General features: G+C 47.6%; 11 protein-coding genes. 8 read left to right on the top strand and 3 right to left on the bottom strand.

The window, feature by feature from the left end:
- Nucleotides 1–19: 19 nt before the first annotated feature.
- The 8 genes from AC1DPK_RS03385 (at nucleotide 20) to AC1DPK_RS03350 (ending at nucleotide 22838) form a co-directional block, all read left to right on the top strand.
- Nucleotides 20–13483 (top strand): amino acid adenylation domain-containing protein, encoded by a 13464-nt coding sequence (locus tag AC1DPK_RS03385; protein ID WP_477509316.1) that lies wholly within the window; start codon nucleotides 20–22, stop codon nucleotides 13481–13483.
- An 88-nt stretch (nucleotides 13484–13571) separates the two neighbouring features.
- Nucleotides 13572–14543 (top strand): cysteine peptidase family C39 domain-containing protein, encoded by a 972-nt coding sequence (locus AC1DPK_RS03380; protein ID WP_477509315.1) that lies wholly within the window; start codon nucleotides 13572–13574, stop codon nucleotides 14541–14543.
- A gap of 41 nt (nucleotides 14544–14584) precedes the next feature.
- On the top strand, nucleotides 14585–15313 hold the full coding sequence (locus AC1DPK_RS03375; RefSeq protein WP_477509314.1) for a thioesterase II family protein: 729 nt from the start codon (nucleotides 14585–14587) through the stop codon (nucleotides 15311–15313).
- Between the two features lie 15 nt (nucleotides 15314–15328).
- On the top strand, nucleotides 15329–18541 hold the full coding sequence (locus AC1DPK_RS03370) for a non-ribosomal peptide synthetase (protein ID WP_477509313.1): 3213 nt from the start codon (nucleotides 15329–15331) through the stop codon (nucleotides 18539–18541).
- Nucleotides 18535–19806 carry an ACP S-malonyltransferase gene (gene fabD, locus AC1DPK_RS03365; protein ID WP_477509312.1) on the top strand — a complete coding sequence of 424 codons (1272 nt, stop codon included), beginning with the start codon at nucleotides 18535–18537 and terminating at the stop codon, nucleotides 19804–19806. Before AC1DPK_RS03370 ends, fabD begins: the two co-directional genes overlap by 7 nt.
- 43 nt (nucleotides 19807–19849) lie before the next feature.
- Nucleotides 19850–21193, top strand: coding sequence for a M20/M25/M40 family metallo-hydrolase (locus AC1DPK_RS03360; RefSeq protein WP_441876017.1), 1344 nt, complete (start codon nucleotides 19850–19852; stop codon nucleotides 21191–21193).
- Between the two features lie 54 nt (nucleotides 21194–21247).
- A complete protein-coding gene (locus AC1DPK_RS03355) occupies nucleotides 21248–21937 on the top strand; it encodes a 4'-phosphopantetheinyl transferase family protein (RefSeq protein ID WP_477509311.1) in 690 nt (229 codons plus the stop codon).
- Between the two features lie 169 nt (nucleotides 21938–22106).
- Entirely contained in the window at nucleotides 22107–22838 is a 732-nt protein-coding gene (locus AC1DPK_RS03350) for an MOSC domain-containing protein (RefSeq protein WP_477509310.1), read from the top strand.
- 66 nt (nucleotides 22839–22904) lie between these two features.
- Here the strand turns inward: AC1DPK_RS03350 and AC1DPK_RS03345 are convergent, their stop codons facing one another.
- From AC1DPK_RS03345 to AC1DPK_RS03335, 3 genes are read right to left on the bottom strand one after another with little or no spacing between them, the layout of a single operon-like run.
- Nucleotides 22905–24887: a CotH kinase family protein gene (locus AC1DPK_RS03345; protein WP_477509309.1), complete on the bottom strand. Its 1983-nt coding sequence runs from the start codon at nucleotides 24885–24887 to the stop codon at nucleotides 22905–22907.
- Between the two features lie 18 nt (nucleotides 24888–24905).
- A complete protein-coding gene (locus AC1DPK_RS03340; protein ID WP_339207980.1) occupies nucleotides 24906–25622 on the bottom strand; it encodes a DUF4956 domain-containing protein in 717 nt (238 codons plus the stop codon).
- Between the two features lies 1 nt (nucleotide 25623).
- Entirely contained in the window at nucleotides 25624–26337 is a 714-nt protein-coding gene (locus AC1DPK_RS03335) for a polyphosphate polymerase domain-containing protein (RefSeq protein WP_441876032.1), read from the bottom strand.

Raw genomic sequence — 26337 nt, 5'->3', positions numbered from 1 at the left:
CAAAAGAGGAGTGTGCAGCATGTTCCAGTTGGATTTGTTGGAACCAAATCGCAATGAAAATGAAGGAGACGCAAGTAGTGACGCGGTGCTGGAAACCGCAAGCCAAGAAATTGCGATCATCGGCATTTCTGCCAAGCTTCCGAAGTCAGACACACACCGAGAGTTTTGGGATATGCTGCAAAATGGAGTGGACGGTGTACGTTCCTTCCCGCAGTCGAGGCGGCAGGAGTTGGAACCGTATCTTCGTCGCCTGAGCGCATTGTATGAAACCATTTCAATATTTGATGGTGCATATTTGGAGGATATCTCTTCCTTCGATTATTCCTTTTTTCGATTGTCTCCGAAGGAAGCTTCTCTAATGAGTCCGAACCAGCGCATGTTTCTGCAGACCGCATGGAGCGCATTGGAGGATGGCGGGTATGGGGGCGAAGCGCTCCATGGCTCACGAACAGGTGTATTTATCGGTCATAACGCCGATGCGCTGCATGATTATAAACGTATTATTGAGACGGTAAATCCAGAAGCGCTCGCAATGGCAGCGCCAGGCAATTTAAGTTCAATGATCGCAAGCCGCATCTCTTATCTCTTGAATTTGAAAGGGCCGGCACTTAATGTCGACACCGCTTGCTCATCCTCTCTTGTGGCCGTCCATTTAGCATGTCAGTCCATTCGCAGCGGTGAATGCGATGCTGCTATCGCTGGAAGTGTGAAGCTCAATTTGCTTCCGATCGATATGGGCATTCGGCTTGGGATCGAGTCAAGCGATAACCGTGCAAAGCCGTTTGATGACAGATCTGACGGGACCGGTATCGGGGATGGTGTAGTCGCATTGCTGCTTAAACCGCTCGCAAAGGCGCTGCAGGATGGGGATCATATTTATGCACTCATTAAAGGGAGCGCTATGAATCAGGATGGCAGCTCCGTAGGCATCACTGCGCCTAACGCCTTGGCGCAGGAGGATGTCATTGTCCGTGCTTGGCAGGATGCAGCCATTGATCCCGAAACGATCATGTATTTGGAAGCGCATGGTACAGGAACCACATTGGGAGATCCTATTGAAATTGACGGCATTACGAGAGCATTCAGACGTTTCACAGACAAGAGGCAGTTCTGTGCGATTGGCTCGGTCAAAAGCAATATCGGACATCTGGATCATGCTGCTGGTATTACAGGGCTGCTGAAGGCAGTTCTTTCTCTTTGCAATAAACAGATTCCACCTACGCTGCATTATCGTTTCCCCAATCGCAAAATATCGTTTGTTGATTCTCCAGTGTATGTCAACGACAAGCTATCGCATTGGAGTGATGAGTTTGGTGCGCGTAGATGCGGTATTAGCGCATTTGGTATGAGCGGAACCAACTGCCATGTTGTGCTGGAAGAAGCACCGTCAATGTCAATGAATGATAGCGTTATGTTGGACGAGGTAGCGAATGCAGCTTATGGGGAAGAAAAAAATGAAGTTTTTTGCCTATCCGCCCAAAGCGAATCGGCTCTTAAGCGATCCATTATTAATTATCGTGCTTGGTTTACCGATCAGGAGCAGCAAGAATGGCGCTTGACGGACATCTGCTTTAGCGCGGCGATAGGTCGCGGACATTATCGATATCGTTTGGCGATCGTCGCCAAAAATGAAGTTGAGCTTAGAAATAGGCTGGAAGCCTTAGATGTTGAGCGGTTGCAAAACACGAAAATGCCGAATATTTATTACGCCGATTCAAATGCAGCGCATATGGGAGGGAATGACGAGCGAAAGCAAAGGGAGCTCTTAGAGCAGGTTGTCCGCAGTAATCGGGGCTACGATGATGCAAGTACACAGTTAGCTCAGTTATATGCAGCTGGTGCTAAAGTAGATTGGAAGGAGCTTTATCGTGATGAGAGACGCAGAAGGGTACCGCTGCCTGTATATTCATTTGATCCCTATCCGTGTTGGGTAGAGGAAGATGATCGCAGTGTTAATATAGCACCTCTGAGAGAGATTAAATATGAATCGGCAGTTAACCATGTGAGGCTGTGCAGTGAAGGTGCCGTCTCGGAATCGGAGCAAAGTGTCGCTAATGTATGGGGGGAACTGCTCGGTTATCGTGAGTTCAGCAATGATGCTAACTTCTATGAATTGGGCGGTGATTCGATCATTGCGCTGCGAATCGTTAATTCACTTAGTCAAAGCTGGGGGATTCGACTAGAAGTGCAGCATTTGCTAGGACATCCTACACTTAGCGAGTTTGCTGGAGTTGTGGAAGAGCGGCGATTAAGGAGCGGTTCGCCAGAAACGGAAAAAGTAATTCATATGCCCCAGGTGGCGGAGCGGGAGTATTATACGATCTCTTCGTCGCAAAAGCGCATGTACTTGCAGCAAGCTGCATCGCCTAGCGATAGAAGCTATAATTTGCCGGAGCTTTTACATATAGAGGGGGAAATTGATGCAGGCAGATTGGAAGCGTCTATACATTTATTAATAAAAAGGCATGAGATGTTAAGAACGTCATTCGCCATAGTAGACGGTGAAATTTGTCAATTTGTCCAAACTGATGCTCACTTTTCCCTTCAGCGGCTGCAGGCATCCGAAGAAACGGTGCTTGAAACGCTGCATAGCTTGTTTACATCATTTGACCTGAGTCATGCACCGCTGCTTCGCGCTGCTTTATTGACCGTTAATCCTGAGCGGCATGTGTTGTATTTGGATATGCATCATATTGCTTCGGATGGCTTCTCCGCAGGTATTTTGCTCAAAGAGCTTATGATGCTTTACCGAGGAGAGAGTCTTGAGCCGTTAACCTTGCGGTATATAGACTACGCAGCGTGGCAGAGAGAGGAACTGCAATCGGAGCGGATGGAGCGACAGAGAAGTTACTGGATGAAGCAATGCCAAGGGGAGTGGCCTGTGCTGGAGCTTCCGACTGACTTTCCTCGCCCTCTGATAAAGAGCAATCGCGGCGAAACATTTGATATATATGTGGACAACGAGTTATCGGATAATCTACGAAAGCTGGCAAAATCAACGGAATCTACGCTATTTATGGTGCTTTTATCGGTCTATTATACCCTTCTTGCAAAGTATTCTGGCGGGGAAGATATTGCTGTAGGCACACCGATTGCGGGGAGAGTCAACCGTGAAGCTGAGACTCTGGTAGGGATGTTCGTCGGAACACTTGTATTGCGCGGGTATCCCGTGGCAAACAAACCGTTTACCCAGTTTTTAGAAGAGATAAAAGCAGCATCGACAGAGGCTTATGAAAATTCCGACTTTCCATTTGAAGAGCTAGCGTCCATGGTGGATCGGCGAGACAGCAGCCGCAATCCGTTATTCGATACGATGTTTATTATGCAAAATTTGAACATTCCCAACTACTCGAGTGAAGAATTGACCTATCGACACGAGAGGTTCCCGCATGGGACGGCGAAATACGATCTGATGGTTCAAGCCGTGGAGCAAAATGACGGCACCCTGCGATTGGTAGTCGAATATGGCAAGGACTTGTTCCGCGAAGAGACTGTAAGGTCGATGATGAGGCATTACGTTACGTTGCTAAGTTATGTATCGGACTATCCAGACCATACATTAGGCGAGTGTGAAATGTTGTCCCCTCAAGATTACAACAAGTTGCTGACGGAATTTGGCAGTCGTGCGGCTGCTTTCCCTAGTGCTCGCTGTATCCACAGCAGCTTTGAAGAACAGGCAAGACGGGTTCCTGGAAGAGTCGCCGTTCAGTGCAGAGGGGAGTCATTAACGTACGAGCAATTGAATGGGCGAGCAAATGCGCTGGCGCGCAAGCTTGTTCGCTGCGGTGTTGGCCCTAACAGCATTGTCGGTGTGATGGCTGAACGTTCGATTTCAATGGTGACAGGAATGCTTGCGATTATGAAGGCTGGCGGTGCATACATGCCAATCGACCTTCAATATCCGCAGGAGAGAATTAGCTATATGCTTGCTGACAGCGGAGCAAGTTTGCTCTTAGTAGACGATTCGGTTCATAGAAATGCGTATCCATCCGCTCAGGAAATGCGATTAACGGATGAAACGATATATGACGGGGATAAAAGCAATATGGACGTATCCATTTCAGCAGATGATCTTATGTATGTCATCTACACTTCGGGTTCTACTGGGCAGCCGAAGGGGGTTATGGTTCCGCATCGCAGCTTTTATAACTTCAGCCATTCGTTGAAGCTGTTTTATGACGGAAATTTTGATGAAAGAGATCGCTGCTTAAGCCTTACCAATATTTCGTTTGATGTGAGCGTATGCGAGCTGTTTATGCCTTTTATGTTTGGCGCGTCCCTGGTCCTTTATCCAAATCCCAAGCTGCTTGATCCTAGAGAGCTAGCTAAAGTAATTGTAGAAGAGCAGATAACTTTTGCTTATATTCCGCCGACGCTGCTTCGGGATGTGGCGCAATCGTTGGAACAATCGAGGATGACGATCTCCTTGGACAAGCTGCTTGTTGGCGTTGAACCAATAAAAGATACAACGCTTGCGCTTTTTGTTCAATTAAATCTGAATATACGTATTGTTAACGGCTATGGTCCGACTGAGGCAACGATCTGCTCCAATATGTATGTGTATAAATCAGCTGCTGCCAGCGGCGTTAATGTGCCAATTGGCGGACCGATGCATGGCGTCGCGGTTCATATTTTAAATTTTGGAGACAAGCCTGCACCGGTGGGAACGGCTGGGGAGCTATGCATCTCCGGCAGCGGCCTTGCTGCTGGGTATGTTAATAAACCGGAATTGACCGCGGAGCGGTTTGTTGAACACCCGCTACTGCCAGGCACCATCATGTACCGTACTGGTGATTTGGCTAAGTGGCTGCCAGACGGAAATGCGATGTATTTAGGCCGAATGGATGATCAAATCAAGCTAAGAGGCATTCGGATTGAGCTTGGAGAAATTGGTGCGCAGCTTCTAAGACATGAGGCGGTAGACGAAGCGGTTATCATCGCATATGAGGATCAAGCAGGCGATAAAAAACTTTGCGCATACATGGTTGTGAATCAAACAATAGGAGTTCAGGATTTAAAGAGCTTTTTGAAAAATAAAATGCCAGATTATATGATCCCTTCGTTTTTTATGGAGATCGCTGCGATACCGTTAACACCTAATGGCAAAGTGGATCGCAAGGCGCTCCCAGAACCTGTTTTACAGCAACGAGTCGTTGCTGAGCTTACCCTGCCTCGAACCTCGCTGGAGGCAGAGGTGGCTGAAATATGGAGAGATGTACTCGGCATTGAGCAAATTAGTATGTATGATGATTTCTTCGAGTTGGGTGGACATTCCCTGAAGGCTGCGGTATTGGTAAGCCGGATTCAAGCTAAATTCCATGTTGAAATGCCGCTAAGCGTCGTATTTGAACGACTGTCTGTTGCGAGTATGGCTGAGTGGCTGTCAGGGGGAACGCTGTTAAATTCTGAGCTGGGCATCGAAGGAGCTATCATTCCACTGCAAGCAAATCGGGATCATTATCCAATGTCTCCTGCACAGAGACGCCAATATATGATCGAGCTCATTGCCGGACAATCGACGATGTATCATATTCCGTTTGTGCTTCACATCCTAGGTAATCTGGAAAAAAAGAAACTGGAAGCCGCGTTTACTGCACTAATTACGAGGCATGAGAGCCTGCGAACATCATTCCACTATGTGGGTGAACAGTTCTGTCAGCGAATTCATCCTGCAGAGCCATTTGAGCTAACGGAAATGGTTATAAAAGGCGAGCAGGCTGATCTATGGCAGCGCGCGTCATCTGCAATCGGAGCAGATGTGAGGATCAATGAATTAATGGCCCAATTTACAGATCCATTTGATCTCGGAAGCGGTTCACTGCTAAGAGTCGGTCTTGCTGAATTGGCAGAAAACCGTCACTTGTTGTTGCTGAACATCCATCATATTGTGACGGATGGGATATCGATGAGCGTGCTCATAAAAGAGTTGATCGATTTATACAACGGGCAGGCGTTGCCAGAGCTGACGGTGCAATATCGTGATTATGCAGTCTGGCAGCTGGAACGATTAAGCGGTGACTATTACTCGAAGCTGAGGCGTTATTGGCTGGGCATGTTCTCGGACGAACTCCCGGTGCTTGATCTGCCTGCAGACAAGCAGCGTCCGGCGGTTCAGCGTTATGAGGGCCGAAGGTATGCTTTTCAGCTAAACGAGGAGCTGGCATATCGGGCGCGGCAATTGGCAAGGGAACGAGGGACGACTTTATATACGCTGCTGCTTAGCGCTTATACGGTACTCCTTGGGAAGTATAGCGGACAAGAGGATATTATCGTGGGTACTCCCGTAGCCGGACGCAGTCACATAGATGTAGAAAGGCTAATCGGCATGTTCGTCAATACGGTCGCCATTCGTTGCCGTCCGCAATTCGGAATGACGGTTGGCAGTTACATTACTGAAATGCACGGGAATGTGCTGCAAGCGCTGGAGCATCAGGAATTTCCGTTCGAGGATCTTGTAAATCAGCTTGATATGGAACAGGATTTAAGTCGCAATCCCCTATTTAACACGATGTTTATATTGCAAAATATGGAGCAGCCAGCAAGGCAAGCGGGGGATTTGATCTTCGAGCCGCAGCCGTACGAAACCGGATTCAGCAAGTTTGATTTGTCGCTGGAAGCAGTGGAGACGGGGAAGGGGATCACATGCTGCCTTGAGTATGCAACCTCCTTATTTCATGAGAGTACGATCGAGAGAATGGCCGCGCATTTCTGCACAATCGTTAAGGAGATGACATCAAGCGAAGGGTCCAGAAGAACGATAGGTGAGCTGGAATTAGTGGATGAGGCAGAGCGATTGAAGCTTTCTTCGCCGTTAGCAAGCGCTGCTGATAAAGCGGAACAGAAGAGTAATGACATCGCGGAGAAGGTAAGAGATGCACTGCTCGATGAAACAAAAGAGATGGTAGAGATGTCAGCAAATAATGCACATTTCTCTGCATCCACCGAAGAGCATCCCTGCTGGATGAGCATTATGGAAGAGATAGAGCGGCAAGCGGCAGAAACGCCGCATTCCGCTGCGATTTTATTTGGTTTGGAGACGCTCTCGTATTCCGAATTAAATGAGCAAGCGAATCGTCTTGCCCATACGCTTCGCAGCCGCGGGGTAGGGCCGGAGCGAATTGTAGCATTGATGGCAGACCGTTCACCTCTGTTGATGATCGGCATTCTTGGCATTTTGAAAGCAGGAGGCGCTTATGTCGCTATTGATCCGGCATACCCTGCTGAGCGTATTCAGTGGATGCTGGAGGATTGCGGCGATCAATGGCTTCTGACAGAAAGAAAATATGCCGGGTTTGTCATGAACGCTTCAGAAGAATGGTATTTGGATGATGCTGATCTGTATAGCTCGGAACGAAGGAATTTGGAGATCGTAAGCCGTCCGGAGCATCTGGCGTATGTACTGTATACTTCCGGCTCAACGGGCAGGCCGAAGGGGGCAATGATCGAGCATCGCGGACTAGCAAGCTTCGTGAGTTCATTCCGTGAGCGAATTCCATTCGAAGCAGGCCAAAGCCTATTGGCAATGGCGACCGTATCATTCGATATTTTCATTGTAGAGAGCCTGCTCCCATTAACAATGGGGATGAAAATGGTGCTGTGCAATGAAGAGGAACGGGGTGATGCTCATCTGCTGCAGGAGCTTATAAAAAAGCATCGGGTAGAGGTGCTGCAAATTACGCCATCACGCTTCAAGTGGTGGATGGCGCAGGTGAGCCAAAGCGAGGTTTGGAAAGCCTTAAGCGTAGTCATGATTGGAGCGGAGCCGTTGACGATGAAACTGCTGGAGAGACTTCGTTCGGTGACGAATGCACGTATCTTCAATCTTTATGGACCAACGGAAACAACGGTATGGACTTCAGTGTGCGAAGTAACTAGCGGTGAGAACATTACGATTGGCAAGCCTATTTCCGGGGCAGCAATGGTTGTGCTAAATCCAGCGCTGCAGCTGCAGCCAACGGGTGTGATTGGTGAAATCTGCATCTTAGGAGCAGGCGTTGGACGGGGTTATCTTCGCCATCCAGAATGGGATCATGGAGTATTCATCACGAGCCCTTTTAATGCAGGTGAGAGGATGTATCGTACGGGTGATCTTGGCCGAAGGCTGGCGAACGGTGAATTTGTATACGCAGGCCGCCGCGATCATCAGGTGAAAATAAGAGGACATCGCATTGAAACCGGTGAGGTGGAGCAGCAGCTGCTGCTGCATGAGCGTGTGAAGGAAGCAGTTGTCATTGCATTTCAGGAGGAGAAGGGCGAGCACGCGCTTTGCGCGTATGTTGTACCCGCTTCCGACTCTAGTTGTAACAACAATATTATCGAGCACAACCTCTCCGACATGATTTCGGAGCTGCAGACCCATCTCAGCAGCAAGCTGCCTGCCTATATGATTCCAGCTTATGTGATGCTGCTAGATGCAATACCGCTCACACCAACCGGAAAGCTGCATCGAAAGGCGCTGCCGAAACCTCATAAGGTTGCGCGGAGTGAGCGCCAGTTCTTAAGGCCAAGAAACGAAACGGAACACAAGCTTGCCGAGCTGTGGAAAGATTTGCTGAAATCGGACGATATTGGCGTGATGGACAGCTTCTTCGAGCTTGGCGGCCATTCGCTCAAGGCTGCAGCGCTGGTGAGCCGAATCCACGAGCAGTTCGGTGTACATGTGCCGCTGAGGGAGCTGTTTTTAAATCCAAAGCTAGGGTCCCTTGCTGAAGTAATTGAAGGTAAACATCTGCAAACATATGAATCGATTCCTCGCCAGATGGATCAGGAGCATTATCCGATGTCGCATGCGCAGAGAAGACAATATTTGCTGGGGCTGCTAACAGGAGAATCGACGATGTACCATGTTCCGTTTGCACTGCGAATTCGGGGCAATCTGGACGCTTCGAGACTTGAAGCTGCGTTTTCATCATTAGTCGCTAGGCATGAAAGTTTACGAACTTCGTTTCATTATATGGATGAACAATTCAGGCAGCGAGTTCATCCAGCGACGGCATTTCATTTCGAGGATGCTGTAGAGGAGCTAGTGCCAGCTGGCAAGTGGTTGGGAGCATCTAGTGATGATGTAAGCGCTGAATCCGAATGGCTGAATGAGCTTACTACGAAGTTTATAAGACCTTTTGATTTGGAAAGCGGACTGCTGCTAAGGGCAGGACTTCTTCAACTGGAAGAAGAGCATTACTTGCTGCTGCTGGACATCCATCATATTGTGACTGATGGCGTTTCAATGAGTGTGCTGGTAAAGGAATTAACAGCATTATACGGCGGAAATGAACTGCCAGAGCTGCGGGTGCAATATAGGGATTATGCGGTCTGGCAGGAGGGACAGCTAGGCGGCGAAGCAATCGAGGCGCATGAGCGTTACTGGTTGAAGAAGTTTGAAGGCGAGCTGCCGCTGCTGGAATTGCCGACAGATAGGAAACGCCCGATCGTTCAAACTTTCAAGGGGCGAAAACATGTCTTCCATCTAGACGGAGAGCTTGCACAGCTGGCGCGGCGTTTGGCGGTAGAGCAAGGTGTGACACTATATTCAGTGCTGCTGAGTGCGTATGCTTTTATGCTTGGGAAGTACAGCGGACAAGAGGATATTATTGTTGGCACGCCAGTAGCTGGACGTAATCATGTTGATGTGGAGGGACTCATCGGCATGTTCGTCAATACAGCAGCCATTCGTTGTCGACCACAGCTCGATCGTACGGTTAGCAGCTACGTTGCCGAATTGCACGAGGATGTGCTGCAGGCGCTGGAGCATCAGGAGTATCCGTTCGAGAAGCTGGTGGAGCGGCTAAACCACGTTCAGGACAAGAGCCGAAATCCGTTGTTCGATACGATGTTTATTTTGCAAAATATGGAACATTCAGCGTTGCAAGCGGGCGGTTTGAGCTTCGAGCCGCAGCCGTTTGAACACGGTGTCAGCAAGTTTGATTTGACACTTGAAGCTGTAGAGCGCGCGGAAGGCATTGCCTTCAGCTTGGAATATGCAACGGATCTGTTTCATGAGGAGACGGTCATCAGGATGGCGAACCACTACTGCGCGATTATTAAAGCAATGATGTCGAGCGAAAATCGATTGCGGACTCTTGGCGAACTAGAGCTGCTAAACGATGAAGAAAAGTTGGAGCTGCTTGCGGCATTGAATAGTATGACGTGGATGAATAGCAGTGGAGCTGATGGTGGAGGGGCTGTAGCTGCAGGAGATGCACCCGCTAAAATGCCGCTGAGTTTGCAGGGCCAAGTATTATCTTTGCCAGGAGACCCGTTCAAATGGCGATCCGTCATCGAAGAGATAGAGCGGCAGGCAGCAAAAACTCCTGATGCGGTTGCAGTCCATTTTGAATCGGAGCAGATGACCTATCGCGAACTAAATGATAGATCCAACCAGCTGGCACATACGCTTCGCAGCCGCGGGGTGGGACCGGAGCGAATCGTAGCGCTGATGGTAGACCGTTCACCCCTGTTGATGATCGGCATTCTTGGCATTTTGAAAGCGGGTGGCGCTTATGTCGCTATTGATCCGGCATACCCTGCTGAGCGTATCCAGTGGATGCTGGAGGATTGCGGCGATCAATGGCTTCTGACAGAAAGGAAATATGCCGGGTTTGTCATGAGCGCAGCAGAAGAGTGGTATTTGGATGATGCTGATCTGTATAGCTCGGAACGAGGAAATCTGGAGATCGTAAGCTTTCCCGAGCATCTGGCGTATGTACTGTATACTTCCGGCTCAACGGGCAGGCCGAAGGGTGCAATGATCGAGCATCGCGGACTGGCAAGCTTCGTGAGTGGATTCCGTGAGCGAATTCCTTTCGAAGCAGGCCAAAGCCTATTGGCAATGGCGACCGTATCATTCGATATTTTCATCGTAGAGAGCCTGCTCCCATTAACAATGGGGATGAAAATGGTGCTTTGCAATGAAGAGGAACGGGGTGATGCTCATCTGCTGCAGGAGCTTATAAAGAAGCATCGGGTAGAGGTGCTGCAAATTACGCCATCACGCTTCAAGTGGTGGATGGCGCAAGTGAGCCAAACCGAGGTTTGGAAATCCTTAAGCGTCGTCATGATTGGTGCGGAGCCGTTGACGATGGATTTGCTGGAAAGACTTCGTTCGGTGACGAGTGCACGTATTTTTAATCTCTATGGCCCAACGGAAACAACAGTATGGACATCGGTGTGCGAGGTAACTAGCGGTGAAGCTATTACGATCGGCAGACCTATTGCAGGGGCAGCAATGGTCGTACTGAGTCCAGAGCTGCAGCTGCAGCCAACAGGTGTGATTGGTGAAATTTGCATCGGAGGAGCAGGCGTAGGTCGGGGTTATCTTCGACATCCGGAATGGGATCAGGGAGTATTTATTACGAGCCCGTTTGGTACAGGTGAGAGGATGTACCGCACGGGTGATCTTGGCAGAAGGCTGGCGAATGGTGAATTTGTATACGCAGGCCGCCGCGATCATCAGGTGAAAATACGAGGGCATCGCATTGAAACCGGTGAGGTGGAGCAGCAGCTGCTGCAGCATGAGCGTGTGAAGGAAGCGGTTGTCATCGCGTTTCAAGAGCCTGAGGGTGAGCCTGTTCTCTGCGCTTATGTTGTCCTACAAAAGGCTGATGATGCTGATCTGCCAAATATGACCTCGTACGCGGATCATTATGTTGCAGCAGCTTTCGAAAGTATCCATAAGGGAGAAACCGTATGGTTAGAGAGCGTAGGCGGGCATTCTCTCGGTGTAACTGAGGAGCTAATCCAACATCTGAGAGGCAAGCTGCCTGCTTATATGATTCCAACCTATGTGATGCTGCAGGATGAAATACCGATGACGCCAACAGGCAAGATAAATCGCAAGGCACTTCCAAGACCGCAGCAGACAGAACGGAATGTACGACATTACCGGGAGCCGAGCACGGAGACGGAGCGCAAGCTGGTTATGCTCTGGCAGGAGCTGCTATTGACGGATAACATCGGAGCGACAGACAGCTTCTTCGAGTTAGGGGGACATTCGTTAAAGGCGGCAACATTGGTCAGTCGGATAGGCGTACAATTTGGTGTGCGCGTCCCTCTGAAAGAATTGTTTCAGAATCCGACACTAGAGTCACTCGCTCTAGTAATTGAAGGTCAAGGCCAGCAAACGTATGAATCGATTCCGCGTCAGATGGACAGGGCGTATTTCCCAATGTCGCGCGCTCAAAGAAGGCAATATGTTTTATCTCTGCTGTCTGGAGAAGCAACGACGTATAATGTCCCTTTTGCACTGCATATTCATGGGAATCTGGATGCGAAGAAGCTGGAGCAGGCGTTCACCGCTTTAATCATGAGGCATGAGAGTTTACGGACGTCTTTCCATTATGAGGATGGACAATTCAGGCAACGGATTCATCCATCTGCGGCATTTAAGCTGGATGGCAATGCATGGGCGCGAATGACTGCCAAACGTATGTTGTCAGAAACGGGAATGGATGAAACCATCACTAGATTAATGGCGCGGTTCATCCGTCCATTTGATCTTGGCAGCTGCTTATTGCTGCGGGCAGCTCTTGTTCCGCTAAGCTCTAGCTCTCACTTGCTGCTGCTTGATATGCATCATATTGTTACGGATGGTGTATCGGTCAGTGTGCTTCTGAAAGAATTGATCGAATTGTACTCCGGCAATGAGCTTGCAGAGCTGCGGGTGCAGTATAGAGATTATGCTGTCTGGCAGGAAGCTCAATTAATTGGTCCAAGGTACGAGGCGCATGAGCGCCACTGGCTGGATATGTTCTCAGGCGAACTGCCAATACTGGAGCTCCAGACGGATAATCCGCGACCAGCGATGCAGAGCTTCGAGGGGCGCAGATATAGTTTTAAGTTGAATGAGGAACTTACGAGACGAGCGCAGCACATGGCAAGAGAGCTGGGGACAACATTGTATACGGTGCTGCTTGGTGCTTATGCGCTTTTGCTTGGCAAGTACAGCGGCCAAGATGACATTATTATTGGCACGCCGACAGCGGGACGTGACCATGTCGATCTTGAGGGCCAAATTGGCATATTCGTTAATACAGTTGCGATTCGATGCCGACCACAGCCTGAAAGAATACTCGGCGGTTACATCGCCGATGTTCATAATCATGTACTGCAAGCGCTGGAGCATCAGGAGTATCCGTTTGAGGATTTGGTGAAGCGATTGGAGCTTGGGAAAAATCAGAGTCGAAATCCTTTGTTCGACACGATGTTCATTTTGCAAAATATGGATCGTTCTGTCATGCAAGGAGGCGATTTAACCTTTGAGCTTCAGCCGTTCGAGCCAGGAGTTAGTAAATTCGATTTGACGCTGGAGGTTGTGGAGAGCAATGGTGAAATGATTTGCAGCTTGGAGTATGCCACAGCACTGTTTCACTCAGATACGATTACGCGCATGGCTCAGCATTATTGTGCAACCGTAGAGGAAATGACGGCTGCTGCCAGCCCTCTGATGAAACTAAGCGATCTATTGCTGCAAGATGGTCCGAAATAACATCGTTCTCGGAGGTATTTCCTTCGTGCAGTACCGCCGAGAAATGATTAAATGATACGAGTTTGGATCTATTAAGGAGGATAAGCGGATGAAAGTTACGTTGGACAGACAACCATTTAATGAATTCTGGGCGAACTGTATGCTCAATCAAGCCTATTCAATCGCTGTTTCTGCTCATCCCAGCTATCGATATGCGGCATATTTGAACATTCATCGATATTATCCTTGGTCTGCAGCGACAGACCAGCAATTTCGATATCCGACGATTGATACGCTATATTATCTCGACGATTGGACCAAATTCCCACTAACCGGTGTTATTAAGTGGATTGAGCCGGGGCACTTCCGCGATAAGGAAATGTTTATAGATGAAATAAAAGAGGTGCTTGACGGTGGGCGCAATTTAAGTGTGAATGTCGATTTGTTCTATTGGCTGCCGGGAAGCATGGCTTGGAAAAAGTTTCATTGGTACCATTATTCGCTGTTTAATGGTTACGATAATGAACGCTCATCCTTCTATGTCATTGACGATACGCTTGCTGGCTACAATGAACATGAGGTTCCTGAGGATCGGCTCAGAAAAGCATTCAAAAATTCAGAATACAATATCAACAAAAACTATAATGGCCCTGCCTATTATATTTACAATCTTCATTCAACGATTAAGCCATATGAATTGAACTTATCGGAAGTTGTTGACAATGCGGAGCGGCTTACGCGGGAGCTTGATGATTTCTCTATGGAGGGAATGTGGCAAGTAGATTCAAGCCCGGATAAATATAGCGCTCATATTACGTATGCACTCATTGGAATCAACATTATATGCAACCGGCATATTGCAAATGAAGGACTTATTCGAACGCTGCGAGAGCAGAAGAAAATAAATGTGACATTATACGAATCCCTTAAGGATCAATTGGAGATGATCTGTGACGGCTGGCATGCGATCAAGCAATCTTTTGTTACGTATAAATTTCAGCGAGACAGAGAGATAGCTCTAGCAGAAAAACTATTTGCAATGGAAAAAACATTTTGGCGTACGCTGGCTAGTGGTGTTTAACAAAATCAAATCGCTTCCTAACAAGGTGGTCGTTCCTAATTATGGATAGTATACCGTTGCTTTGTTTGCCTTACGCGGGGGGCTCGGCTCAGGTCTATAAGAAATGGTCGCGGCAGCTCGATCCTTCTATTCAATTGATTCCGATTGAATTAGCTGGGAGAGGAAGCCGGATGAGTGAGCCGCTCTACGAGGATATTCATGAGGCAGTTAAAGATATATTGCATTTAATCCGTGACTATACACAAAATCAATATGCTTTATTCGGCCACAGCATGGGATGCTTGATCGCTTTTGAATTAATTCATAGCATTCATGCAGCAGGATTGACGCTCCCATCCGTAGTTTTTATGTCAGGGTACGGGGCGCCTCATTCCAGCCATGTGAACCGAGAAATATATCAGCTTCCCGATAAAGCTTTTATCGAAGAAGTATTAAGCCTTGGCGGAACATCTGCTGAGCTGTTCGAGCATAAGGAGCTGCGAGACGTATTTATGCCCATATTGCGAGCTGACTTTAAGCTGGTTGGCACGTACAAGCCAGAGGTTAAGCCGCCGCTCCCTCTTCATCTCATTGTTATGAATGGCTCTGAGGACAGCAGCCTGTACGGGACTTCAGAAGATTGGCAGTCACAAACGACGGAGACCTGTAAAATCGTCAACTTCAAAGGAGGTCATTTTTTCATACATGAACGGGAACAACAAGTCGTTTCGCTCCTAAATGATACGCTCCTGAGGATATTGGCTGGCAAAGAAATCATCCATTCACAATAGAGAGGAGCAAAAAATATGGATAAGGTAGTCATAGACGCTGGTGAGAGAAATCAATATTTGTGGCGAGAGGATGGAGGGTTTCCCCCAGATTTGCTTAGCAGAGAAGCGGAGTATCGTTCTATGGAGCAGCGCATCCATTTACCCAAAGAGCTCACAGAAATGCTGCTCCGATATGCTGAACAGTCCAATCAGCGATTGTATAGCGTACTGCTTACTGCGGTTTACATCATGCTTTATAAATATAAAGGGGATGACCGATTAACGATCGGCATTCCGTCTCAGAGATTCGGAAGTCATATGGACGGGACATGGATTCCGCTTCAAATCAGGGTAGATGAGCAAAATATGCTTCAGTCATTGCTAAAGCAATTAGACGGAGCTCTGAATGAATTCGAGGACAGTAACAAGGGACATATTTTGGAACTAGAAACTATCGATTCCGCCAGAACAAGCAGCTTCAATTCGGGACAGGCTGTAGCCGTAACCTTGGAAAATAGTTATGGGAAACCGAGCGCTGATGGGGTTGGTTTGCTCTTTTCGTACAGTGTCTTGGAGTCAGAATCACCCGCCATAATGCTTACTATGACATACAATAGCTCTGCTTACAGCACGACAATGATGAAAAATCTAGCTAATCATGTTCATCGGGCAGCGGAGCTGTTAGTTCGAGGCGACGATATTCTCCTTAGAGATGCAGCCATATTGGATGAAGATGAAGTTCAAGCATTAATAAAATCACTTTGTATTGGTTCATGCCCATCCACTGAATCTAAGCCATTGCATAGAAAGGGAATAGCTGGTGAATCAAGCATGACCCTGCATCACCTATTCGAGAAGCAGGCTCAATTTCGCCCCTATGAGACTGCACTTATTTGCGGCGAGGAGTCGTTTACTTACAGCACGCTGAATCAGCGGGCACACGAACTTGCTAGTAGACTGCGTAGCGAAGGCGTGCGTTCAGGAATTGTGGTTGGACTGATGGTGGAGCGAACGGTCGAGCTGGTAGTTGGCATCATCGGCATTTGGAAGGCTGGAGGCGCCTATTTGCCCATTGATTTGGAATACCCAGAGGATCGCATTCATTATATGCTGGAGGATACTAAGGCTCCGGTTTTGTTAACGCAGCACGAATACCTCTCGAAAGCTTCTCAATATGAAGGCAATATTGTTTGTATCGATGAGAGAGACGAGCAGTGCGCTGCTGGCAGGGAAGAGAAGGATTCACACATACTCTCAAGCAGCATGGAGCAGGACAATGCCTCTCAAAATCTAGCTTATGTGATCTATACATCAGGTTCAACAGGCAGACCAAAAGGTGTCATGATTCAGCATGAGAGTGCGATACGGTTCATAGAAGGAATGGCAGAGCAAGTAGAATATGTACCAGGAAAAACGATTGTTGCTTTAGCAAGCGCTGCGTTCGATGTATCTATACATGACTTAATTATGCCGCTTCTTTATGGGCTGAAGGTGATTCTAGCATCACAAGCGGAGCGCAGAGACCCAGACCTGCTGGATCGTCTCATCGTCAAACATGATGTTGAGATGATGGTAACTACCCCGATGAGACTGCAAATGCTGCTGGCTGGCAAAGAAGAGAGACCATGCTTGCGCTATTTAAAAGATTTGATCATTGGCGGGGAGCCGTTTATTCCAACCCTATGGAATCGGCTGAAGCCTTATCCACAGCTTCAAATATACAACGTTTACGGGCCTACAGAAACGACGGTATGGTCAACGATACAGCGGATAGAGGATAATCATCCCGGAATAGGCAAACCGCTTGCTGGAGTGCGAACGTACATTTTGGATAAGGCGGGACGTCTTCAGCCTCCTGGAGTAGCTGGTGAACTTTGTATAGCGGGGACAAGATTGGCCCAAGGTTACCTTGGGAAGCCGGAGCTTACGGAGGAACAGTTCGTTAGCGACCCTTTTTATCCCGGTGAGAGAATGTATAGAACAGGTGATCTTGCACGCTTCTTAAACGACGGAAACCTCGAATTTCTCGGGCGCAGTGACTTTCAAGTGAAAATCCGCGGACATCGCGTCGAGCTGGAGGAAGTTGGAATGATGCTCGCACGGCACGAGGACGTTACTGAATCGGCGGTGCTGCTGGAAGATGAGCAGTCTAATGGCGGATTGTTATGCGCTTATTATGCAGCGGAGTCTGAATTGTCGACATCAGAGCTTCGCAGCTTTATGGCAAGTCGAGTGCCTGAATATATGGTGCCGCAGCGTTACATTTGGCTTGCAGCATTGCCATTGAATAATAATGGAAAGATTGATCGCAAGGCGCTGCCAAAGCAGAGTGAAGTGGCTCGTTTGCAGGATAATGCTGCATTTGCTCTGCAGCTGCTTGAGCTGGATACCAATACGGAGCAGAAAGTAGCGGCTCTTTGGCAAGAGGTGCTGCATACAGTCGATTTTGCCGCTGAAGACAACTTCTTCGAGGTAGGAGGCAACTCCATCCTGCTTGTTGCTTTACATCACAACTTGGAGCAGCACTACCCTTCTCGTGTATCCGTTGCAGATCTGTTTGGACATGCGACACTCCGCGGAATGGCTGCGCTAATGGATGCACCATTCAGTGAAGAAGGAGATATGGAAGGGCTAGCAGGGCTGAAAGGTTTAACTTTCCCTAATCGCATGATAAGTAGAGAAACGGGTATAGATCATGAAGCCATTCCCCGTTCATGCAAGCTGGATGAAGCGCTGCTCGGGAAATTGATGCAGCTATCAGAAGACATTGGATCAGATATCGTCGATATATTGCTTGTCCTTTATATGTACGTGCTCTCCGATATTACGATGTCCGATGAAGTTACAGTCATCGTCAAAGACGGTGTAGGAGATCGGATGGTGCCTGTGTCGCTGAATATGTCCCACTATATGACGGTTGTGGAAATGATCCCTGAAGTAGCTAATCAACGGGAAAGCGGCGACTATTATACCTTTTCCTCGCTTGCGACAGCAGCTGGTTTCCGTACATTGGACAATGGAATCATACCATGGTTCTCTTCAACCGACTTGAGAGGAATGGAGTCCTATATGCCGCTAATCGGCTTTGCGCTTCAGCTTGAGTTTAGTGAAGACGAGTTAAACATCCGATGTCTATATGATGCTCGTTCATGGGACATAGCAAGTGTGGATGAATTGCTCTCTCTGTATCTAGCATCTCTCAAAGTTGTAATGGCAGAATTAGAAGAGGGAGCTGAAAGCGTATGGTAGGCGGCACATTGCTGTTTCCCGGTCAAGGCTCACAGTATGTTGGCATGGGCAAGGATTTGTATAGGAAATATGAGCTCGCCAAAGAGACCTTTCATGAAGCGAGTGAAGCGATAAACATGGATCTCACAAAACTTATGTTTGAGGGCAGCATGGAGGAATTGACAAGGACGGAATATGCACAGCCAGCTATATTAACTGTAGGGATGGCAATGTACAAAATATACAGAGACCTTCTGGGGAAGGCTCCGCAATTTTTAGCCGGTCATAGCCTTGGAGAAATTACCGCCTTGACTTGTGCAGGGGGTATTCCATTTGACAGCGCTGTCCGTATCGTTCATCGTCGTGGCGAGCTCATGCGTGATGCGGACGATGCTGGCAGTGGTGCAATGGCGGCGGTAATGTCGCTTAGCGCAGCTGAAGTTGCAGAGATCTGCAAGCACGCTAGTTCCTCGTTTCAGGGTGGAGCTGAAATTGTTGTAGTGTCTAATATTAATTCAGATGATCAGGTTGTCATTTCTGGACATAAAGGAGTATTGAACGAAGCGGTGCAGCGTATCTCCAAGCGGGGAGGCGTTGTCATCCCGCTTCATGTGAGCGCGCCGTTCCACAGTCCTCTTATGGCACCAGCGGCGCAGCTATTTGCAGAGGAGCTTAAAGGACTGAAGCTTGGAACACTCCAGCATCCGGTTGTTTCCAGTGTGACTGCAAGATTATATCGGAGTGCGGATGAGATTCCAGCAGTGCTGGCAGAGCAGATTACCGCACCCGTACAATGGACAGCGGTTATCCGTTTTTTGCTGGAGAACGGGGTTTCGGAAGCGGTTGAGATGGGCCCCCAATCGATATTGAAGAAACTAGCCAACAATAGTACAGCTCTTAGGGTGCTTTCTTTCGACCATGAACCGGATAGGGAACAGCTCCTTGGGAAGTGCCGGGATGAGGGGCAAGACTATTCGTTAGATTTTATTATTCAATGTTTGACTATCGTTACTTGCATGCGTAATCGGAACAGGGATTTAGAGCAGTATGAGCAAGGTGTAGTTGCACCTTACCGCGAGGTTCAGACGATGTTGAATGGGCTTCAGCTTTCTCGTGGCCGGGCAGAGTGGAAGCATCTGGTTAAGGCTTATGAGATGCTGATTTCTGCGTTCCATACGAAGCTTGTTCCAGAGAACGAACAGCAGGATCGATTGGAACAAGTGCTTCACGACAACGGCCTTAAGGATAAATTAGGGAGTCGATTTTCAGCTTCTAATAGAAGTTAAAGGATGAAAAAGGGAAGTCAACCATGCCAAGGAGGACTTTACGATGATTAGCAGCTTGGACGGGCCAATATATGAGTCCCCTCAATATCTATTGCAGCAATTAATACGGTTTAATACAACGAATCCGCCAGGCAATGAGCGAGATTGTATTTATTTTATTCGTGATCTTCTTCTTGAATCGGGAATCAGCGATACGATCATTATTGCTCAAGAAGAGCATAGACCTAATTTAATTGCACGATTAAAGGGGTGCGGAGATGCACCTCCTTTTCTCATGTACGGGCATGTTGACGTTGTTGGTGTAGAGAAGCAAGCATGGAGCCGCGATCCATTCGGGGGTGAGATTATCGATGGTTACGTATGGGGGAGAGGAAGCCTAGATATGAAAGGCGGTGTAGCGATGATGCTTGCCGCCTTTCTAAAAGCCCACGCGGAGAAAACAGCATTACAAGGCGATATGATTTTGGCTATTGTAAGTGATGAAGAAGCAGGAGGGGATTTAGGAGCCTCCTACTTAGTTAAACATCATTCTTATCTCTTTGCTGGCGTGAATTATGCGATTGGGGAGTTTGGGGGCTTCTCCTTTCAAGTAAGCGGCCAAAAATTTTATCCCATTATGGTGGCAGAGAAACAAATTTGTTTCCTTAGAGCTACGGTTAGAGGAGGGGGCGGACATGGTTCTCTTGGCCAAAATGAAGGAAGCATGGCGCAGCTTGCCTATATGCTGGGAGCGTTAAATAAGGTCAAGCTGCCGATTCATGTCACGCCCGCAGCGTCGTATATGATTCAATCCATGGCATCGGCATTGCCCCTATTGCCGAGGTTATTATTGAAAGGGCTGCTTCGGCCACGCCTGAGCAATCTCATGCTGAGGATAATGGGTGACAAGGGAAAGCTGTTTCAACCGCTGCTTCGCAACACAATAAGTGCTACGGTTGTGCATGGTGGCGAAAAAATCAATGTGCATCCAAGTGAAATCATCGTGGAGATGGATGGGAGGCTGCTGCCCGGTTTTACTCCAGAGCAGTTCATAGCCGAGCTGTACGATCATGCCATACAACATCAAATAATGTTAGAGGTGATTCGTCATGACCCTTGTCCAGAAAACCCGGAAATGGAATTGTTTGAATTGCTGTCAGATGTGCTGAAGAAAGCGGATGAAGCTGCAGTGCCTATTCCGATGCTGCTGCCGGGTGGAACAGATGCGAGACATTTTTCAACATTAGGTATTCAAACGTATGGTTTTTTGCCTATGACGCTCCCAGAGGACATGAATTTCTCGGAGTTGATCCATGCTGCAGATGAGCGTGTGCCTGTTGAGGCTATTCGTTTTGGGGCAAAAGCTATTCATGAAGTGATGGCGCGTTATGGAAATTCGAGGTTGTGATAGATTCAGACGAGTGCTTTTAGGATTAGTTGAGGGGGAAAGGAGCAGCAAACTGTGCAGGCTGAGATTATGGTTTTGAAAATACCTCAAAACATCACGTCGAATGACTACCGGCAATTGTTAAGTCTCGTATCAGAAGAGAAGCGTTTAAAAATAAGTCGATTGCGACAGCAATGTGATGTTTATCGGACGTTATTTGGTGAAGTGCTTGTACGTGCTGCAATTGTGCGAAACCTAGACCTATCCAATCAAGCGATTCAGTTTACTTGCAATTCATATGGTAAGCCGTCACTTATCGGCTGCGAAGATTTTCACTTTAATATTTCGCATGCTGGAGATTGGGTTGCCTTATTTATAAGCTCTTCCCCGGTAGGCATTGATGTGGAACAAATATGTGAAATAGATGAAAGTATAGCAAAATCTTATTTTTCGAAAATGGAATATGAACGTTTGTTTTGTTTGAGAGGGGAGGAGCGAACCGCTTATTTCTATGAGCTTTGGACGCTGAAGGAAAGTTACATAAAAGCAAAGGGTAAAGGGTTGTCCATACCGCTGGATTCCTTCTCAATACATATTGGCGAGGATAGCTCCATCGCTTTAACTCCGAGAACGGAAGCTTATTTTTTCAAACAATATGAACTGAACCGAAGCTATAAGCTGGCGGCTTGTACTACTGCTCCAAAAGGATTCCCTAATCAGCTGCAGCATTGGAGCATGGAGGATTTAATACACCTTTTTTTCTAATCGTATTACAATGCGTTTGAACCAATCATATGAAATGACATGACGCGTGATAAGCGGAAAGCCTTTCTGTACCGAAAGGTGTACTTGGCTTATCGCGCGTCTTTTGTGTTTATACTATAATCAAAGATACATGTGAATGGAAGAAAACGGATGTATGGAGGTTGTTGGATTGACATTAACGTTGATTGGTAAAATTAGTAGTATAAGCAGGTACCCGATTAAGTCATTTGCAGGAGAGGAACTGGATACCTGTAAAATCGATAGATACGGATTGATGGGCGACCGTTGTTATGCTTTTTATGATGAAACAAAGGAAGGCTGGGATAGCTTCTTTACTGCAAGAGAAATTCCAGCGATGCTGGCATACAAAGCGAAGCTGGTTGATGAACGCACGAGCGCAGAGCATCCCCTAGTAGAAATAACTTCTCCAGAGGGTCAGACCTTTAGCTGGGACGAGGAGCTGTTAGCTGAAATGCAGAAGTACTCAAAGAAGAAGATGCGGATGCGCAGCTATCAGGCACAAAGTCCTGACCTTAAAGCGGTGGATGAAGGCAGTATCCTCATCATTACCGATAAGAGCTTGCAAAAGCTCGAAGCGATATGGGGAAAACAGCTGGACGCGCGGCGCTTTAGAGCAAATATACTTATTACTGTAGAGGAAGGCGCTTTTGGAGAAAAAGAGTGGCTAGGCAGACGAATAACGGTAGGCGGTGCTGAATTGCAAGTGGATAAATATTGTGATCGCTGCTCCATGGTTACGCTTGATCCAGATTCGCTAGCACGTGATGCTTCCTTATTGAAAAAAATTAACACAGAGATGAATTTAAACTTCGGGGTGTATGCTTCTGTAAAAAAGACAGGAGACATTGAAATAGGCGAAAAGGTATTTCTTATGGATTGAAAAAAGATCGCTGCCCGAATGCCACTGTGGCAAAGGGTTCGCGATCTTTTTTTTGAACTAGAATGCTTATAGTCGTTTACGTTTATAGAAGACGATGAATGCACAGGAGAGAAGCAGGATCACGATGGCGATTCCAGCCGTCGCGGCTTCTTTAGGGCTGCCTTGTGCCTGAGTTTGCTGCGTGCCAGGGCCGCCGAAGCCGCCGCCCATGCCGCCACCCATATCGTTTGGTCTTTGGCCGCCAAACCCGCCTTGCATGCCGCCTTGCTGATTAGGCATTTGACCATCTGGAGGCGCCATGCCCGCATCGCCCTGAGGTAGCTGCCCTTCAGGAGCAGCAGCACCTGCATTGCCCTGAGGGACCTGCCCGTCAGGAGCAGCATTACCTGCATCGCCCTGAGGGACCTGCCCATCAGGAGCAGCAGCACCCGCATTGCCTTGAGGGACCTGCCCGTCAGGAGCAACAGCGTCTGTATTGCCCTGAGGGAGCTGCCCTTCAGGAGCAGCAGCATCTGCATTGCCTTGAGTGTTCTGTGTAGTAGGGGAGGTAGTGTTATCAACTACTTGCTGAACGACGCCATCTGCCAGAGCACCTTGCGGACTCAGCTCTTTGTTCACTGTAATGCCGGCATTTTGCTGCCCAGCTCCTACATTAACAGCAGCATTGCTGTTTCCGGTGTTGCCCTGAGTGTTACCCTGCTGCCCGTTTGGCCGATTTCCGCCGAAACCGCCGCCACCCATACCACCACCCATCCCGCCGCCGCTGCCAGAGCCGTCGCCAGCAGCAGGAATAGTGCCGGCGAGCTGCTGTGCAATGGTGCTGGTTTGCTGCGAGTTAAAGGAAACAACCTGAGCAACACCTTGCTCATATTGCTCATACGTGTAGAAGGAGGAAGGGTCTGCTTTTACATAATTCGAGATCATAGCTTTAATTACATCGACCCTTGCCTGAAACGTATCGGTTGCCAAATATCCTTCTAACATGCTTGTAACGATTTCGTGATACTTATCTTTATAGGCATCCACTTTAAGCAGCTTGTCAATAAGCGACCGATCGGCAATCGCGCCAGTAGTTGGCTCATCAATGAGTACGCTGGAGCCGCCGAAACCGCCAAAGGACATATTGTAATCCCATGGCAAAATGCTGAAAATACCATCATCCTCATACAAATAATAATTATGTTTTTTCTCAGAGAGGTAGCTGTCAAAGTTGCCGGCTACTGCGTTTAAGGCGATGAACTTAAGCGCTTCATCAACGTCCAGCACACTCTCGTAACTTGCGCCATTGTTCAGTACATCCAGCATATCGAGCAAAATATCATCATTTGATTTGTCGGACTTCAAATCGAGGCCCGTATAGGAATCGATCGTTTCTAACCAGTTGAGCTCGCTGCCGTTGCCGCCGTTTGCTTTGTAAAGCGCGCCATATGCATTGCCGAAATTACGTTCAAGATAGGCATCGCCAATCTGCTCGACAGCCAAATAAAAGCCCCAAAGCTCGCCATTGACGTAAACATTGACATAAGAATATTTTGGGGTTGGAAGTCCCATTTGCTCAGCAAGCTCATACGATAGAAACTCTCGCATATAAGAGGCATCGCTGTAGTTGTTATTTAAATTAATTTTGCTTATTCCTTGCAAGGTTTGATTAACATACTCATCGAATGAAATTTTAAAGCTGTACCGATCGGATTCGGTCATTCTTACGACACTGTTCAAGCTGAGATTGCCCTTCGTTCGAATGGCTACGTTTTCGAACTTCTGACCGTTATATTCGACCGAGGCTTCTTTATATTCCTCCGCGCTGGCGTTGTCCAGCATATTTTGGAACGCGTCCTCGTCGATCGTAATTTTTACATCTACGATTTTATCTTTAGGAAAAACCGTTTCATCTAGCTTTTGCTCATCCGCTGATTTCTCATCTGTACCCTTTGCCGCACCCGAGCTGCTGAGACTGAAGGATGTACCGCCTGCGGCACATCCAGCGAGTAAAGTAACCAGGAGAATGGAGCAAAAGCATAATAAGATTACACGCGCTTTCGCTTTCATGAAAACACCTCCCGATAATTAGGATACATAGTCCCCGCTATAGCTAATAAGTACGGCGTTACGAACGCCAGCCAGCTCCGTTAGTTGGTTAACGAAACGTCCGGTTTCGTCGCGAAGGCGAATTTCCAGCGTCATTTCAATATTGCCCTGCGTCACTGTTTTTTGCTTCACGTTATAACGCTTAACGAGCGTGCCGACTTGCTTGTGAACAAGCTGCTCGGTAGCATCGCTGTCGCAGTTAACAACAAGCAGGTAAGGGGTTTCTACCGATCCGCCCTTAACGAAGAAGAACAGAATAAGACCAACCACAACCGAACCAATTACCGCTAGTGTAAAGAAACCCGCGCCAGTAACGATACCTGCAACGGCAGCCCAGAATAAGAAAATTAAATCGGTTGGATCTTTAATTGGAGTACGGAAACGGACGATGGACAAAGCGCCAACCATACCAAGCGACAGCACGAGATTGGAGTTAATCGCGATAATAACAACTGCTGTAATCATGGTCATGCCGATCAGCGAAACGTTAAAGCTTTTTGAATAAAGCACGCCGCTAAATATTCGTTTATAAAGCAAGTAAATGAAGAAGCCAAGTAAAAAAGCGACGCCCAGCGTAATCAATATTTTCGAAAGGCTGATATCAGAAGCAAAGTTATCCAGTACTGAATTTTTTAAAAGATCGGCAAAATTTGTTGTCGTCTCCGTTGCTGCCGCGGCAGTTGTATTGGTTTCCATTTTAATAATCCTCCCAAGTGTTGAACTTCAAATGTTTTCGGCAGATGACATACTTTGATGCGGATTGCCGGTTTAGTCCTTCCAGCTGCAAAGCGATTCGGATAAAGGCTGGAATGTATTCATCATATTTCACCTCAAGAATGATTAAATCATTGTCGAGTGCGCGTACGGGCTCCACCTTTTCATCAAAAATATTAACGGCATGAAGCCCGGTGCGCAGCTCCTTGTCGAACGTAATGCGTACGTTGCCGTTAGCGTAAACATATGGCTCACGGACATAATCGACGATGACCTTCGGACGCAGCAGATGATGCTTCATTTCATTGTGAATTTCGTTCAAAAGCGGCTTGTCCGGCCCTCTAAGGACGTCGTATTCGCCATCCATAAGCTTGTCGTACATTTCCCTCGTTAGCGGTTCCTTTACCTTTGCGATGTAGTCCTTGAATTTAATTTTTTTCTCAAAATGAATGACATGGTCTTGGCCATTGTATATGCGGATACGATATTTGACCCGATCACGAATGCCGCCAAGCTTCTCATGCAAAGCTTTGTTGTTTATATCATCAAAATATAAGCTTCTAATATGGTACTCGCCTGACGGACCGACATGTTTGTCTTGTTCCATCAGATCCTTTAGCCGCTGGCGAATAATAAAGTATTGATGGTAGTTAATGAAAAATTTCAATTCATGGCGATAGTTTAGGTTTTTGTTCAT

This window comes from Paenibacillus sp. 01T424, assembly GCF_056398745.1.
This window is presented reverse-complemented; position numbering and strand designations above follow the sequence as displayed.

Coding starts and splice junctions, on each gene's coding strand:
- AC1DPK_RS03380 (WP_477509315.1), top strand. CDS start 13,572: ATGAAAGTTACGTTGGACAGACAACCATTTAATGAATTCTGGGCGAAC.
- fabD (WP_477509312.1), top strand. CDS start 18,535: ATGGTAGGCGGCACATTGCTGTTTCCCGGTCAAGGCTCACAGTATGTT.
- AC1DPK_RS03370 (WP_477509313.1), top strand. CDS start 15,329: ATGGATAAGGTAGTCATAGACGCTGGTGAGAGAAATCAATATTTGTGG.
- AC1DPK_RS03335 (WP_441876032.1), bottom strand. CDS start 26,337: ATGAACAAAAACCTAAACTATCGCCATGAATTGAAATTTTTCATTAAC.
- AC1DPK_RS03375 (WP_477509314.1), top strand. CDS start 14,585: ATGGATAGTATACCGTTGCTTTGTTTGCCTTACGCGGGGGGCTCGGCT.
- AC1DPK_RS03385 (WP_477509316.1), top strand. CDS start 20: ATGTTCCAGTTGGATTTGTTGGAACCAAATCGCAATGAAAATGAAGGA.
- AC1DPK_RS03340 (WP_339207980.1), bottom strand. CDS start 25,622: ATGGAAACCAATACAACTGCCGCGGCAGCAACGGAGACGACAACAAAT.
- AC1DPK_RS03345 (WP_477509309.1), bottom strand. CDS start 24,887: ATGAAAGCGAAAGCGCGTGTAATCTTATTATGCTTTTGCTCCATTCTC.
- AC1DPK_RS03360 (WP_441876017.1), top strand. CDS start 19,850: ATGATTAGCAGCTTGGACGGGCCAATATATGAGTCCCCTCAATATCTA.